The sequence below is a fragment of the Acidithiobacillus sp. genome, from assembly GCF_023229925.1.
Taxonomy (GTDB): domain Bacteria; phylum Pseudomonadota; class Gammaproteobacteria; order Acidithiobacillales; family Acidithiobacillaceae; genus Acidithiobacillus.
In genome coordinates, this window is the sequence record NZ_JALNYM010000001.1 from 199,470 (window position 1) to 214,453 (window position 14,984).

Annotated in this window: 14 protein-coding genes and 2 tRNA genes; 15 read left to right on the plus strand and 1 reads right to left on the minus strand. The window is 55.2% G+C overall.

The features are described from left to right. The first annotated feature begins 35 nt into the window (after nucleotides 1–35). The 13 genes from rpsA (at nucleotide 36) to M0P56_RS01165 (ending at nucleotide 13,024) form a co-directional block, all read left to right on the plus strand. Nucleotides 36–1,718: a 30S ribosomal protein S1 gene (rpsA, locus tag M0P56_RS01105; RefSeq protein ID WP_366109960.1), complete on the plus strand. Its 1,683-nt coding sequence runs from the start codon at nucleotides 36–38 to the stop codon at nucleotides 1,716–1,718. 159 nt (nucleotides 1,719–1,877) lie between these two features. Next, nucleotides 1,878–2,183, plus strand: a complete 306-nt coding sequence (locus M0P56_RS01110) for an integration host factor subunit beta (protein ID WP_291508211.1) — start codon at nucleotides 1,878–1,880, stop codon at nucleotides 2,181–2,183. A 15-nt stretch (nucleotides 2,184–2,198) separates the two neighbouring features. Further along, nucleotides 2,199–3,353, plus strand: a complete 1,155-nt coding sequence (locus tag M0P56_RS01115) for a tetratricopeptide repeat protein (protein ID WP_291508212.1) — start codon at nucleotides 2,199–2,201, stop codon at nucleotides 3,351–3,353. Continuing rightward, nucleotides 3,350–4,072, plus strand: a complete 723-nt coding sequence (gene pyrF, locus M0P56_RS01120) for an orotidine-5'-phosphate decarboxylase (RefSeq protein WP_291508213.1) — start codon at nucleotides 3,350–3,352, stop codon at nucleotides 4,070–4,072. Before M0P56_RS01115 ends, pyrF begins: the two co-directional genes overlap by 4 nt. 69 nt (nucleotides 4,073–4,141) lie before the next feature. Beyond that, entirely contained in the window at nucleotides 4,142–4,729 is a 588-nt protein-coding gene (pyrE, locus tag M0P56_RS01125; protein WP_291508214.1) for an orotate phosphoribosyltransferase, read from the plus strand. 73 nt (nucleotides 4,730–4,802) lie between these two features. After that, on the plus strand, nucleotides 4,803–6,089 hold the full coding sequence (gene tig / locus M0P56_RS01130) for a trigger factor (protein ID WP_291508215.1): 1,287 nt from the start codon (nucleotides 4,803–4,805) through the stop codon (nucleotides 6,087–6,089). 45 nt (nucleotides 6,090–6,134) lie between these two features. Continuing rightward, nucleotides 6,135–6,779, plus strand: a complete 645-nt coding sequence (gene clpP / locus M0P56_RS01135; protein ID WP_291508216.1) for an ATP-dependent Clp endopeptidase proteolytic subunit ClpP — start codon at nucleotides 6,135–6,137, stop codon at nucleotides 6,777–6,779. A gap of 19 nt (nucleotides 6,780–6,798) precedes the next feature. Beyond that, nucleotides 6,799–8,070, plus strand: a complete 1,272-nt coding sequence (clpX, locus tag M0P56_RS01140; RefSeq protein ID WP_291508217.1) for an ATP-dependent Clp protease ATP-binding subunit ClpX — start codon at nucleotides 6,799–6,801, stop codon at nucleotides 8,068–8,070. Between the two features lie 134 nt (nucleotides 8,071–8,204). Further along, on the plus strand, nucleotides 8,205–10,589 hold the full coding sequence (lon, locus tag M0P56_RS01145) for an endopeptidase La (protein WP_366109962.1): 2,385 nt from the start codon (nucleotides 8,205–8,207) through the stop codon (nucleotides 10,587–10,589). Between the two features lie 249 nt (nucleotides 10,590–10,838). Further along, complete coding sequence (locus M0P56_RS01150) at nucleotides 10,839–11,111, plus strand: HU family DNA-binding protein (RefSeq protein ID WP_014028811.1); 273 nt, start codon at nucleotides 10,839–10,841, stop codon at nucleotides 11,109–11,111. A gap of 12 nt (nucleotides 11,112–11,123) precedes the next feature. Further along, nucleotides 11,124–11,199 (plus strand) — tRNA-Val (locus tag M0P56_RS01155). An 11-nt stretch (nucleotides 11,200–11,210) separates the two neighbouring features. Next, nucleotides 11,211–11,287: transfer RNA gene (locus M0P56_RS01160), tRNA-Asp, on the plus strand. 168 nt (nucleotides 11,288–11,455) lie between these two features. After that, on the plus strand, nucleotides 11,456–13,024 hold the full coding sequence (locus M0P56_RS01165) for a peptidylprolyl isomerase (protein WP_291508219.1): 1,569 nt from the start codon (nucleotides 11,456–11,458) through the stop codon (nucleotides 13,022–13,024). 31 nt (nucleotides 13,025–13,055) lie between these two features. Here M0P56_RS01165 and M0P56_RS01170 read toward each other — a convergent pair whose 3' ends face one another. After that, nucleotides 13,056–13,469 carry a DUF2147 domain-containing protein gene (locus M0P56_RS01170; RefSeq protein ID WP_291508220.1) on the minus strand — a complete coding sequence of 138 codons (414 nt, stop codon included), beginning with the start codon at nucleotides 13,467–13,469 and terminating at the stop codon, nucleotides 13,056–13,058. Between the two features lie 248 nt (nucleotides 13,470–13,717). Between M0P56_RS01170 and lexA the strand changes: the two genes are divergently transcribed. Both lexA and imuA read left to right on the plus strand, forming a co-directional pair. Next, a complete protein-coding gene (gene lexA, locus M0P56_RS01175) occupies nucleotides 13,718–14,338 on the plus strand; it encodes a transcriptional repressor LexA (protein WP_291508221.1) in 621 nt (206 codons plus the stop codon). After that, complete coding sequence (gene imuA / locus M0P56_RS01180; protein WP_291508222.1) at nucleotides 14,335–14,979, plus strand: translesion DNA synthesis-associated protein ImuA; 645 nt, start codon at nucleotides 14,335–14,337, stop codon at nucleotides 14,977–14,979. Before lexA ends, imuA begins: the two co-directional genes overlap by 4 nt. The last annotated feature ends 5 nt before the right edge of the window (nucleotides 14,980–14,984 follow it).

The following is a 14,984-nucleotide window of genomic DNA, read 5'->3' on the forward strand; positions in this document are numbered from 1 at the left end:
TGAAATTTATGACCACCCCTAACGCTGAAATGCTTATTGAACCCAGTTTTGCCGAGATGTTTGAAGAAAGCCAGAGCACCCAGGGCCTCAAGCCTGGTGAGTTGCTCACCGGCATCGTGACCCGCGTCGATAACGACTTTGTCATCGTCGATGTAGGTCTCAAGTCTGAAGGACCGATTCCCGCCGAGCAGTTCCGTAATGCGGAAGGCGAAATAGAGGTGAAGGTTGGTGACTCTGTAGAGGTCTGTCTGGAACTGGTGGAAGACGGCATGGGCGAAACCCGCCTCTCCCGTGAAAAAGCCCGCCGCGCCAAGACCTGGGTCGATCTGGAAAAGTCTTTCAATGACAATGCCGTGGTGCATGGCTTCCTCACCGGCAAGGTGAAGGGTGGTTTCACGGTCAGCATCGACGGTGTGCGTGCCTTCCTGCCTGGCTCTCTAGTCGATGTGCGCCCGGTACGGGATGTGGCTTATCTCGAAGGTAAAGACCTAGAGATGAAGATCATCAAGCTGGACCGCAAGCGCAACAACGTGGTGGTTTCCCGCCGTGCGGTGGTCGAGCAGGAACAGAGCGCGGAGCGTGGGGTGCTGCTGGAAAGCATCCAGGAAGGGGCCATTCTCGAGGGTGTGGTCAAGAATCTCACCGATTACGGTGCGTTCATCGACCTGGGTGGTATCGACGGCCTGCTGCATATCACCGATATGGGCTGGCGCCGGGTCAAACATCCCAGCGAAGTGGTCACGGTGGGTGGCGAAGTGCGTGTTCTGGTCCTTAAGTTCGACCGCGAACGCGGCCGTATTTCTCTCGGCATGAAGCAACTCGGCGAAGACCCCTGGCGCGATATCGCCCGCCGTTATCCCGAGGCCACCCGTATTTTCGGTAAGGTTACCAACGTTACGGATTACGGCGCGTTCGTTGAGATCGAAGAAGGCGTCGAGGGTCTGGTACATGTCTCCGAAATCGACTGGACCAACAAGAACATTAATCCGGCCAAAGCCCTGCATGTCGGTCAGGAAGTCGAAGTGATGATCCTCGATATCGACGAAGAGCGTCGCCGCATTTCGCTGGGCATCAAGCAGTGCTTGCCCAACCCGTGGGATGACTTTGCGCAGAACTTCCAGAAGGGCGATCGCGTCTCCGGTCAAATCAAGAGTATTACCGACTTTGGTGTATTCGTCGGTCTGGATGGCGGTATCGACGGGTTGATTCACCTATCCGATCTGGCCTGGGATCGCAGCGGCGAAGAAGCGGTGCGGGACTTCAAGAAGGGAGATACTCTGGATGCTGTTGTCCTGAGCATTGATCCAGAGCGGGAGCGTATCAGTCTCGGCATCAAGCAGATGGAAACTGATCCGTTCATCCAGTTTGTGGTGGCCAATGAAAAGGGCGCCCTGGTCGAAGGTGAAGTCATCTCGGTGGACAGCCGTGGTGCCGAGATTCGGCTTGGCGAGGGGGTGGAAGGGTTCCTGCCTCAACGTGAATTGGGCCGTGGTCTGACCTTGTCAGCCGGGGAGAAAATTGAGGTCAGCATTGCGATGGTAGATCGCAAGAACCGCACCCTGACCCTCAGCACCAAGGCTCGGGAAGTGACTGCTTCTCAGGAAGAACAGACGACGGCAGCGGTGCAGCAATATGCGCGTAGCGCGGCGACGGGCACCACCAGTCTGGGTGATCTGATCAAGGAACAGCTCAAGCGTAAGCAGGAAGAAGAAAGCTAAGCGTGACCCCTCTCCTTCCTGGTCGTGTGCTGATCGGGAGGAGAGGTGAATGAGACGGCGTCAGGTAAAGGCCTTTTTTGAATCGTCGACCTGCCGCTTATCTTTTTAATTTTAGGATGTCCCGCCAGTTCACCATTCTTTGTAAGAAGCTAATAAACTATGACTAAATCGGAATTGATCAAAAACATCAGCGCACAATATCCGCATTTGAGTGTGCGCGATATCGAAATGGCCACCCGTCAGATGCTCGATTATCTAAGCGACGCACTGGCCGAGGGTGAGCGTATTGAAATTCGTGGTTTTGGAAGCTTTTCCATGCATGTACGGCCTGCCAAGCAGGGACGTAATCCGAAAACGGGAGAGCCGGTGCTGGTGCCTGAAAAGCGGGTCCCGCATTTTAAACCGGGTAAGGAGCTCCGTGAACAGGTTGATTACCCTGGAGCGGTTGTGGGTGGCAAGGCTTAATTGACGGTTCCCGGCGTGGATACCGTAGTTGTCCTCGTCCTGCTGTTGACGATCGCGCTGGGTGTCTGGATTGGCCGGGTTACCTCTCCGCGAAAACCTGCGCCGAATGCCTCCGACACGATTCCCGAAATTTATATTCAGGGGCTCAACCATCTCCTCAGTGAGCGCAATGATGAAGCGGTAGAGGTTTTTCTCGATGCGCTGCGGCAACATCCAGAGAGCATTGACATCTTGCTCGCCCTGGGACGCCTCTTCCGGCGGCGCGGAGAGTTGGAACGTGCGTTGCGGGTACATCAGCATCTTCTGGATCAACCGGCACTGGCGCTTGACCTGCGGCAAAGTGTGCTTTTCGAGATCGCGCAGGATTACCTCAAGGCAGGGATTCTCGATCGGGCGGAATCCATCCTCAAGGAATTATTGGATTGTCAACCCGATCATCTAGAGGGCCTTGCTACGCTTGCCGAGCTGTATGAACTGGGCAGTGAGTGGGCGCAGTCTATTGCGATACGTCAGCGCTTACATAAAGCGGGTAAGCGCGGCCAGCGTCCGGTGATTGCCATGCTCTATGGTGAACTGGCCGAGCAATCGCTCCTCTTAGGAGATGCAGGGCAAGCGAGAGTTTTTTTGGAGTTGGCCCAGAGGGAGGATCCAGAAAATCCGCGGGCCTTGGTGATTGGCGGACGCATCGCCTTCGATCGGCAGGACTGGGGTGGTGCATTAAACCTTTGGGAAAGACTTCTTGACTCTCCAGTGGAATCTGTAGTTCTGCTTATTTTGGAACCCTTTCTGAGCGTTTTACGATACGCTGCGAACCGCACGGATGTGCAGGACGCACGAGAACGCCTGTTGAAGATGTGTAATTCGCCGTTGGCCGTCAAGCTTTTGGCGCATGCCTTGCAGGCGGTTGAAGGAACCCCTGCGGCGACGGCATATTTAAGACGTGTTCTGTTGCGGCAGCCAGATATGCGGGTGATGCAGGTTTTGCTGGAACTGGATCCTGATGCACCCGATCCCGCGTTGTATCCCGTTATGGCGCTAGCAGTGAGGGGGTTGTCGGTGGAACCAGCGGTTTTTCACTGTCAGTCTTGTGGTTATCAAAGTCCCCAGTATTATTGGCGCTGCCCTAGCTGCCGTCAGTGGGGCACCTTTTCCGGAGGGTATAGTTTGTGATTTCACCGCTCATCGTTGCGCTGGATTATGCGAACGAACGCGACGCCCTGGTTTTGGCAGATCAGCTTGATCCTACCGCGTGTCGGGTTAAGGTAGGCAAGGAACTTTTTACCGCCTGTGGCCCCGCCATTGTGGAGCGTCTGCAGGAGCGCGGATTTGACGTATTTCTTGACCTCAAGTTTCACGATATTCCGCAGACCGTCGCCAAAGCTTGCCGGGCGGCGGCGCGTCTCGGCGTATGGATGCTCAATGTACATGCGAGTGGTGGTAGCGCCATGCTGCGCGCTGCACACGAAGCGGTGAACGATGCTGATGGGACACGGCGGACTCTCCTGGTTGCGGTGACGGTACTCACGAGTATGAACGACGTCGCTTTACGCGAAGTTGGCGTCAACAGCTCGGTACAGGATCAAGTTGGACGTTTGGCGACGCTTGCAGCGGCATGTGCCTTGGACGGTATCGTCTGTTCCGCACTGGAGGCGAATCATCTACGGGAGACCGTGCCGGAACTCTTGCGTGTGACTCCGGGGATTCGTCCGGCGCAGTATGCGGAGGATGACCAGAAACGTATTATGGCGCCGGCAGCGGCACTGGCGGCGGGATCAAACTTTCTTGTGGTAGGCAGACCTATTACGGCTGCCGAGGACCCGGCACAGGCCCTTAGGCAGATATTGAGTGAGTTGCCAGGGAGCGCCGCAGGTTCTCAGAAACCCGACTAATATGCCCCTTTAATAAAGGGGGCAAGGACTGTGCTCCGCGTAACACTGATCATGGAGAAGAAACCTGCTGTGACTACAGATGAAGTGGTGACGTTGTACAAAGAAGATGGAGCGCTGCTCCAGGGGCACTTTCTGCTATCCTCGGGATTGCATAGTGATACCTACCTGCAGTCGGCCAGGGTGCTGCAACATCCCGAGCACGCAGCGCGACTGTGTGCGGCGATGGTGGCAGGTATTCCTGAAGGTCTGCGGCAGCGTATCTCCTGTGTCGTGGGACCAGCTATGGGTGCGGTTCTGGTATCCTACGAATGCGGCCGCGCGCTTGGAGTACGCAGCCTGTTTACCGAGCGGGAAGCCGGGCAGATGGTGTTGCGCCGTGGCTTCGCGCTGGCACCGGGTGAAGGCGTGTTAGTGGTTGAAGATATTACGACGACGGGCGGCTCGACGCGGGAATGTATAGCGGCCATTACCGCAGCAGGCGGGCAAGTATTGGCGGCATCGGCGATTATTGATCGCAGCTCAGGATTCAGCGATTTTGACGGTGTACCATTTTTTCCGCTGTTGACGCTCACGGTACGTACCTGGGAAGCTGTTGATTGTCCGCTCTGTGCAGTTGGCGGGACGCCCGTTAAACCCGGGAGTCGCGGTCTGCGTTGACCTTGAGGGGCAGGTGGCTTGTGTTTATTATTAACGTTTAGGCTTAGACAAAATGAAAAAGAAGGATCAGTTCATGCAAATTTCGACGCCAGAGGCCACGCCTTTGGAAAGACACATCCATGTGACCATTCCCGCCAGTGAGGTGGAGAGTGGGGTATCCCAGCGTCTGCGTAACAAGGCGCGCTCCGCACGTTTCCCCGGATTTCGGCCCGGCAAGGCGCCCATGGCTCTCATTGAACGCCATTATGGTTCGGATGCCCTCATGGAGACCTTCGACCATCTCATCAATGAACGTTATTCTCAGGTCGTGCGTGACGAATCCTTACGTCCGGTGGGAAGACCGGAAGTGCAGGTTGAGAAAGGGGGGCGCGGTGAGGACCTCGTGTTTACGGCCGTGGTAGAGGTATATCCCGAATTTGATCCGCAGGTGCCGGACGCCACCGTTATCCGCAAGACGGCTGAAGTAACGGATGCGGACGTGGATGCCACGATAGACATTATGCGGCGGCAGCGGCGTTTTTATGTGTCTGCCGAGCGTCCTGCCCAGGACGAAGACCGGGTCACCGTGGATTTTCAGGGGACCATTGATGGTGTCCCCATGGCGGGCGGCGATGTGACCGACTACCCCGTGGTGCTCGGCTCCGGTCGTCTGCTGCCGGACATTGAGCAGGGACTGCTGGGAATGTCTGCGGGGGAAGACCGGACTGTGCCAGTACAATTTCCGGCGGAATATCATGTTCCGGAACTCGCTGGTCAGGCCGCCCAGTTCCATCTTCAGGTCAAGGAAGTGGCGGCCCCTCAATTGCCCGAAGTGGACGCGGCTTTCGCCTTGGCGCTCGGCATTGAGGATGGAGATGTAGCCATATTGCGGCAGGAAGTACGGGAAAATCTAGAACGTGAAGCACAGCGGATGAGCCGAGGTCAGGTGAAAGCGCAGATTCTGGAACTGGTAGCGGAAAGCAACCATCCCGATTTGCCCAAGCAAATGATCGGACAGGAATTGGAGCGTTTGCAAAAAGATGCCAATGCAGCCGCTGGCGGTGGTGATCTGGACGCGCTGGCCAGGCGGCGTGTGGTACTTGGCTTGGTATTGTCGGAAATTGTCCGGCGCGAAAAGCTGCGGGCATCCCCGGTGGAAATCACTCAGGTTATTCAGGATATGTCCGAGCAATATGAGGACCCTGAGCAGTTCATGCGCTGGTACCGCAGTAATCCCGAGCAGATGGAGCAGGCCGAGGCTATGGTGCTGGAAGACAAAGTGGTGGCGTGGCTTCTGGAGCGTGTTAAAGTGACCGACGAGGCGGTCAGCTTTAACCAGCTCATCGGCCGGGCGCCGGTAGCCGAAGCAAACGCGGTATAACCGATGTCTGACACGGGACCGTGTCAACAGACAGGAGCATGGATTATGTGGAAACAGGCAGGAGACCAGTTGGCACCCGCCGTACAGGGCTTGGGGTATGTGCCCATCGTGGTTGAACAAACCGGACGCGGTGAGCGATCCTATGATATTTACTCCCGTCTGCTCAAGGAGCGGGTGATCTTCATGGTGGGCCAGGTGGAAGATATGATGGCCAACCTGGTGGTCGCTCAGCTACTTTTTCTGGAAGCAGAGAATCCTGATAAGGATATTGCGCTGTATATCAATAGTCCCGGTGGTTCTGTCACGGCTGGCATGGCGATTTATGACACGATGCAATTCATCCGTCCGAAGGTCAGCACGGTCTGTATCGGCCAGGCGGCGAGCATGGGCGCGGTATTGCTGGCAGCCGGTGCCGAAGGCAAGCGTTATGCGTTACCTAACGCACGGATTATGCTGCATCAGCCCTCTGGTGGTTTTCAGGGGCAGGCGCATGATATCGAAATCCATACCAAAGAGATTCTGCGTATCCGTGAGCGGCTCAATGATATTCTGGTCCATCATACCGGGCAGGACCGTGAGCGCATTGAGCAGGATCTCGACAGAGACTTTTTCATGTCGGCCGAAGAGGCCCAAACCTACCATCTTGTGGACGCTGTGATTAGTCATCGCGGTGAAAACGAGACCGCCTGAACAGGGCAGGAGAACAGCTATGGCTGGAAAGCATGAGGGGAGTGGTGAAAAGACGCTCTATTGTTCGTTCTGCGGCAAAAGCCAGCATGAAGTGCGCAAGCTGATTGCCGGTCCTTCGGTATTCATCTGTGACGAATGCATCGAATTGTGCAACGACATCGTCAAGGACGAGATACTGGACGACCACAACGAGGGCCAGAACAATCTGCCCAAGCCTATGGAGATCCGCAAAACGCTGGATGAGTACGTCATTGGTCAGGACATTGCCAAAAAAGTCTTGTCCGTGGCCGTTTACAATCATTACAAGCGACTGGAACATGGCGGCAAGGATAATGAGGTGGAGCTGGACAAGAGTAATATCCTGCTCATCGGCCCCACCGGTTCGGGCAAGACCCTGCTGGCGCAGACTCTTGCGCGGCTCCTGAATGTGCCATTTGCCATGGCCGACGCCACGACACTCACAGAAGCTGGCTATGTGGGTGAGGATGTCGAGAACATCATTCAGAAACTGCTGCAGAAATGTGATTACGATGTGGAAAAGGCGCAGACCGGCATCGTTTATATCGATGAGATCGACAAGATCACTCGTAAGTCCGAGAACCCCTCCATCACCCGCGATGTTTCCGGTGAAGGCGTGCAGCAGGCGTTACTCAAGCTGATTGAAGGGACCGTGGCCTCGGTTCCGCCACAAGGCGGCCGCAAGCACCCGCAGCAAGAGTTCCTGCAGGTGGACACGCGGCATATCCTCTTCATCTGTGGGGGTGCCTTTGCGGGTTTAGAGAAATCCGTCTCTGCGCGTCTGGAGAAGGGCGGTATGGGCTTCAATGCGCCCCTCAAGCGCCGCGATAGAGAAGCGACCGCAGCCATGCTGATGCAGAATCTGGAGCCGGAAGATCTGGTTCGGTATGGTTTGATTCCCGAGTTTGTCGGACGGTTGCCCATTCTGGCGTTGCTGGAAGAACTGGATGAAGAAGCACTGATTTCCATTCTTACCGATCCAAAGAATGCTTTGGTGAAGCAATACCAGAAACTTTTCGCACTCGAAGGTGTGACCCTGGAGTTCCGCACCGAGGCATTGCGGGCCATTGCTAAAAAGGCACTGATCCGCAAGACCGGTGCACGCGGCTTGCGCTCTATTCTTGAGCAAATTCTGTTGGATACGATGTACGAATTGCCCTCTATAAGTGGCGTAAAAAAGGTGGTGGTGGATGCCGCCGTCGTGGAAAGCGGCACCAAGCCGCTGCTGGTTTATGATGATGCTGCCAAGGTGGATATGTCTCATCCCGCATGACGTAGAGCGTGGTCGTCATTGAAAAGCACTGTCGACGACCCCATCTGCACTGTTATTGGTAGTAATCACCTACTTTTGGAGTAGACTCCGTGGCCCAAATCGATAAAAGTCTCCTGGTGGAAGAGGAAGCGCAGATGGTACCGGTGCTACCTCTGCGCGATGTTGTGGTATTTCCGTTCATGGTTATCCCTCTTTTCGTGGGGCGAATGAAGTCGATTCGCGCACTGGAAGAGGCGATGTCTGGCGAAAAGCAGATTCTGCTGGTATCCCAAAGAAATGCCGCGGACGATGATCCACAACCGGAAAATATTTATCGGATCGGCACACTGGCAACGATTCTACAGTTACTCAAACTACCTGATGGTACGGTCAAGGTGCTGGTTGAAGGTACGGACCGGGCTAGAATTGTCTCCTTTCTGCCTGCGGAGGAGTCCTTGCGCGCCCAGGTGCAGATCGTGGCCAGTGGTGCGGCAAACGATCGTGAGCTGGAGGCGCTCATGCGTTCGGTCAGTGCCCAGTTTGAGGCCTACGTCAAGCTGAACAAAAAGATTCCCCCCGAGATTCTGTCTACCCTGGCAAGCATGGATGATCCTGCACGACTGGCCGACACGGTAGCCGCCCATCTTAGCCTCAAACTCGAAGAAAAGCAGGAAATTCTGGAGAAGGCGGACACCCGCGCCCGGCTGGAGCATCTGCTGGGCATGATGGAGTCCGAGATTGACCTGCTGCAGGTGGAAAAGCGCATCCGTGGCCGGGTCAAACGGCAGATGGAGAAGAGTCAGCGCGAGTATTATTTGAATGAGCAGATGAAGGCTATTCAGAAAGAGCTCGGTGATCTGTCGGAAGAGGGCGGTAGTGAGCTGGATGAGTTGACGCGTAAAATCGGCAAATCCGGAATGCCCAAAGATGTGCGGGCCAAGGCTGACGCGGAGCTGAAAAAGCTACGGATGATGAGTCCCATGTCCGCAGAGGCGACGGTCGTACGTAACTACATCGACTGGCTGGTGGGGGTGCCATGGCGCAAACGCAGCAAAATCACCAAGGATCTTAAGCGGGCTAAGGCCATTCTCGACGCCGACCATTACGGTCTGGAGGACGTCAAGGAGCGTATTCTCGAATATCTCGCCGTACAGGAACGGGTTGGCAACAGCCGCGGCCCCATCCTGTGTCTGGTAGGTCCGCCTGGCGTGGGTAAGACTAGTCTGGGACGATCTATCGCGGCGGCGACCGGACGTAAATTCGTGCGGATGTCCCTGGGTGGCGTGCGCGACGAAGCGGAAATTCGCGGGCATCGGCGTACGTATATCGGTGCCCTGCCGGGTAAAATCGTCCAGAGTCTGGCAAAAATTGCTACGCGCAACCCGCTGATGCTACTGGATGAAGTGGATAAAATGGCGATGGATTTCCGCGGTGACCCGGCTTCTGCCCTTCTGGAAGTGCTGGATCCCGAGCAGAACGCGACATTTAACGACCACTACCTGGAAGTGGATTTCAATCTCTCCGAGGTGATGTTTGTCACCACGGCGAACACGCTCAATATCCCGGCACCGTTGATGGACCGTATGGAAGTGATCCGGATTTCCGGCTACACCGAGGACGAAAAGATCCACATCGCCACCAAGTATCTTCTGCCCAAACAGATAGAAAAGGCGGGGCTTTTGGATGGGGAAATGCAGGTTTCACAGACGGTCATCCGGGACATCATTCGTTACTACACCCGGGAGGCCGGTGTGCGTAATCTGGAGCGGGAGCTCGCACGTATCTGTCGCAAGGTAGTGAAAGAACTTCTGCTCGACAAAAAACGCACGCGGGTGCAAGTCTCTGATCGCAATTTGGACAAATATCTCGGGGTGCGTCGCTTCGACTTCGGCAAGGCGGAGAAGGAAAACCGTATTGGTGAGGTTACTGGTCTGGCCTGGACCGAGGTGGGCGGTGAATTGCTTAGTATTGAGGCTGTCGTCGTTCCGGGTCGCGGCAAACTGCTGATCACCGGTAAGCTGGGAGATGTGATGCAGGAGTCTATCCAGGCTGCCATGAGCGTGGTTCGTGCCCGCTCACGAGCTCTGGGTATACCCGCAGATTTTTACCAGAATCGTGACGTGCATATCCATGTGCCGGAAGGCGCCACGCCTAAAGATGGGCCAAGTGCTGGTATTGGCATGGCCACTGCCTTGGTATCGGCGCTGACCAATATTCCGGTGCATGCCACGGTCGCCATGACCGGGGAGATTACGCTGCGAGGTGAGGTGTTGCCCATTGGTGGGCTCAAAGAGAAGCTACTTGCGGCGCATCGCGGTGGGATCAGCACAGTCTTGATTCCGGCGGAGAATGAAAAAGATCTGCAGGAAATTCCAAAAAATGTGCGTGACGCGCTGACCATCAAACCGGTCCGGTGGATTGACGAAGTTCTGGCTATCGCGCTGGAGTCTTCACCGATGCCTCTGCCTGACAGCGGAGAGCCGATGGTTGGCGTAGTAGCGGTTAATGAGCCTTCTGAGGACAAGGCAATGGCACATTAAAGGATGTGGTGCGACAACTGTCGCTATAGTTTTTTAGTTATGTAGAATAGGTGTAAGAATACGACGACATTTGTGTCGTCGTGCTCCCGGTAGTGATGATTCATTCGCGAAGGCCAGCCTATGATTCGTGATCCAGGCTATTTTTTGTACTTTCTTGACAAGTCTTTTTTTACCCTGCTATAACGTTTTCTGGATAGAGTTGATGCGCAGTTATACCTAGTAACCGAGTCCATAACAGGAGAAAGAAATATGAATAAATCGGAGTTGATCGAGAAGATCGCAGAAGAAGCCGGCGTGACCCGTGCCGCCGCTGGCCATACTCTGGATGCGGCAGTCAAGGTGATTACAGAGGCACTGAAGGCTGGTGATCAGGTAACTCTGGTCGGTTTCGGTTCGTTCCTTGTTTCCAGTCGTGAGGCGCGTAAAGGCCGCAACCCCGCTACTGGCGCAGAAATCATGATCGCCGCGAGCCGTACACCTAAATTTAAGGCTGGTAAAGCACTGCGTGATGCAGTAAACTAGTGCGTCTGGTTTGGGCGGTTAGCTCAGTTGGTAGAGCGTCGGCTTTACACGCCGAATGTCGGGGGTTCGAGCCCCTCACCGCCCACCACAAAATTTATTGGGGTGGTAGTTCAGTTGGTTAGAATGCCGGCCTGTCACGCCGGAGGTCGCGGGTTCGAGCCCCGTCCGCCCCGCCAATGCGAGTAAGGCGACCCTTGTGGGGCGCCTTTTTTTATGCCTGATTTTTGTATAACGAGGCACTGTGGCGGCCATTATGGCTTTCTGAGGGATATTAATCCTTGATGGTAGAGCGCTAATATACACACCCCGTTACATTGGTGCTCTGGCTTTGTGGAGATGTACTTATGATGGATGCATTTCGGAATTTTGGTCAGTCCTGGGTAGCAAAAGTACTCATGATCTTAATCGCATTATCTTTCGTGCTTTGGGGAGTAAGTGGGTATTTATTCTCGGGGGGTTCAAGTTCGTCGGCCATAGCGACGGTGGATGGCCAGAAGATTAGCGATGCCGTATTTCAGACACGTATGAAGGATGCTCAGGCGCGTTATAGTCATATTTTCGGTGCAGCAACCGCAGCGAAGATGGTAGCGGATAAGAACTTTGGGCGAGATGTACTGAATGGTTTGATTGACAACATGCTCTTAGGCGCAGAGGCGGGACGTCTGGGATTACTGGTGCCCGATGCGGCGTTAGCGAAAAAAATCGAATCCATTCCGTCCTTTCAAGAAAAGGGTGTTTTTTCTAAAAGTCATTATCAGAAATTGCTGGTCGCTAACGGAATGACACCAGCACAGTTTGAAGGTATGTTGCGAGAAAGTATGCGCCTGGAGCAGTTACAAGTCATTCCTCAGGTTATAGCCACAGCCTCGAACACCGACGCAACCGAGGTTTGGGCCTGGTCACAGGAATATCGGGATATCAGTGCGGTGGACATCCAGGATGCAGACTTTGCGCCAGCGGCCAAGCCAACAAGTGCCGAAGTGGCTGATTACTATCACGCCAATATCGAGCAATTTCAGTTGCCAGCGCAGGTGCAAGTGCAATATGTCGTGCTGGGGCCGAAGAATTTTGTCGATAAGAGTACGGCACAGACGAGTTCGGCCATCAGTTCTTCCGCAGTGGCGGTGGGACAACGCGCTACACCTTTTAATAGCCAGGCCGAGAATGCCTTCCAAGCCCAGGTGGAAAACTTTAAGGATCGTCTATTCAGCAGCCCTGACGGTTTAGGTACGGTTGCCAAAGCCTATGGTCTGGAGGTCCAGGAGAGTGGGATACTCACTGCCGGGAAGTTACTAGCCCAGGGGCCTTTTGCCGACGCCAAAGCACTTGACCTTGCCTTTAGCAAGGCTGTGCTTGCCGGTAAAAATAGTACAGCGCTCACATTGGCGAATGGGAATTTGCTGGCTGTGCATTTGCTCCACTATAAGCCGGGTAGCGTGCAACCCTTGAATACCGTTGCGGGAACCATTGCCGCAAAATTGACCTCGGAAAATACGTCGCGATTGGCTAAAAACAAAGCGCAGGCACTGCTGGCGGCGGCACGGCTAGCGAAGAATATGGATGTGTTGACAGATCGTGGCGCCTACCCGCTGCACGCATATCTCGATGTAACCCGGCGTAACGGGCAAGGGCTGGATAATGCGGCGTTAGTGGCTGCTTTTACGACACCCGCACCAGTAGACGGAGTCCCCTCCATGGATATGGTGAAGACGTCGTCAGGCTATCAGATTTTTGCCGTCACCCGCGTAATCGCACCCTCGGCAGCGGCAATAAACCCCAAAGTAGCGACGCAAATCCGTGCATCTCTGGAGGAGCAAAGAGGTCGTTTGCTGTCGACAGCTTATCTGAAGGACTTGCGGGAGCATGCTAAGGTGAAGATCAACGACGCGCAGTTGGCCCAGATTTCTCACTGATCAATGGGGTTCGGAGTTCGTCGCGCTGGTTTTAATTGGTCGAAACCCGGGTCCAGATAGTGTCGCCACCGAGCCAGGAAAAACCGATATAGCCGTATACTTTAAGTTCATGGGGATCTAAGGCCGTCAGCGTACCATGAAAATAGGTTTTGTTGTTCGGGTCGTAAATGCGGCCATGTGCCCATTCTCCTGGGCGCTTGGGTACGAAGTCGGCCAGAATTTGTGGCTGGCCCTTGGCACGCGCCTGCTGCACCGTATCTTGCGATTGTCCCACGCTTTGCCCAAATAGTGCGCCATTTTTTTCATAAATACGGATATAAGCGTTGCCACTTGCAGTTTGCCATAGGCCAATAATGTCCCCACTGCTCGTACTTGCGGAAGCGATACTAGTGCTCCCAAGAAGCAGTCCGACGAGGGCGAAGTAACGAGTTAAAAGATGCTTCATTTTTCTGGCCTCTCCAGCTGTGCATTCTTGCTGCACATGATTGTTGTAAAATTTTAACAAAGTAAGAGTTGTTAATCAAAGAAGCGGTGATGCCGAAAACCGCTAGCTGCCAAGTCATAATCAAAGTGCAGCGCCGGGACGGGGTAGCGACGCTGCACTGAACCACCCTCTTGCATTCTGCCGTGGTACTGTATAAAAATATACCTATCGCCAACGATGATAACCCGCTGGCTCTCAGGAGATATTGCATGGACGAACTCACCCCCCGACAGTCCGAAATTCTCGCCTGGATTCGCGCCCGCATGGCGGAAGACAGTCTGCCACCCACCCGTGCGGAGTTGATGCGGGCCTTTGCCTTCCGTTCACCTAATGCCGCTGAAAGTCACTTGCGGGTACTGGCGCGTAAGGGACATATCCTGCTGCAGAGTGGTACGGCCAGGGGTATCCGCCTCTGTGCGGACGAAGAAGAGGAAATCGGTTTGCCGCTGATCGGACGGGTGGCCGCCGGGCAACCCATGCTGGCCGAAGAGTTTCGGGAGGGGCAGTTGCCTGTCGATCCAAAGCTCTTTTCGCCAGGGGCCGATTATCTGTTACGGGTGCAGGGCATGAGTATGCGTGATGCCGGCATTCTCGATGGCGATATCCTCGCCGTTCGCCACGAAGCCTCGCTCACTCCCCAGGACGGGCAGATGGTAGTGGTCCGGGTTAACGGTGAAGTGACGGTCAAACGCTGGAAGCGGGACGGCAATCAGGTCTGGCTCTTGCCGGAAAACCCCGACTTTTCACCTATTTCTGTGGATTTGCAGCGCGATAGTTTGACGATTGAAGGTGTGGTGGTCGGGCTCTTGCGTATTGGAGGCAAATTATGACCCCATCTGCACATAAGGCTGTCGTCAACACCCTGTTGACCAAGCATCCCCAGCGCTTGTGGCAGGGGCTGAATAATCCGCGGACGCCGGGTGTGGCGGTCCATTGGCCGGAGCTGGAGCTGTTGGTAGGTGACTGGCCACGGGGCGCCATCACTGAAGTGGTGAGCGCTCAGGACGGTATCGGCGAATTGCGTCTGGTGCTGCCCGCCGTGGCGGAACTCAGTCAGCGCGAGGCACGCTGGATACTCTGGGTCGCGCCTCCGCATATCCCGTATCCGGCAGCGCTGGCGGCTGCAGGCGTCGATCTTTCACGGATGCTCGTGCTGCATCCACGCAAAGATCAGGATACGCTCTGGGCACTGGAACTGGCCCTGCGTTCTGGCAGTTGCAGCGCGGTGCTGGCCTGGCCACCGGCTTTGCAGGATACCCAGTGGCGTCGCTTGCAACTGGCGGCCGAGGCGGGCAACAGTCTGGCCTTCTTCTTTTTCCGTCAAGGCAGCATCGCTACCGTGCCCGTCGCCTTACGTCTGGAGCTACATCCCGCCCGGCAGGGAGTCGACGTAGACGTCCGTAAACGCCGTGGTGCCATGCCAGCACGGGGTATGGTGGCGCTCAGCGATCAACTGACGCTGGCGCTCTGAGATCA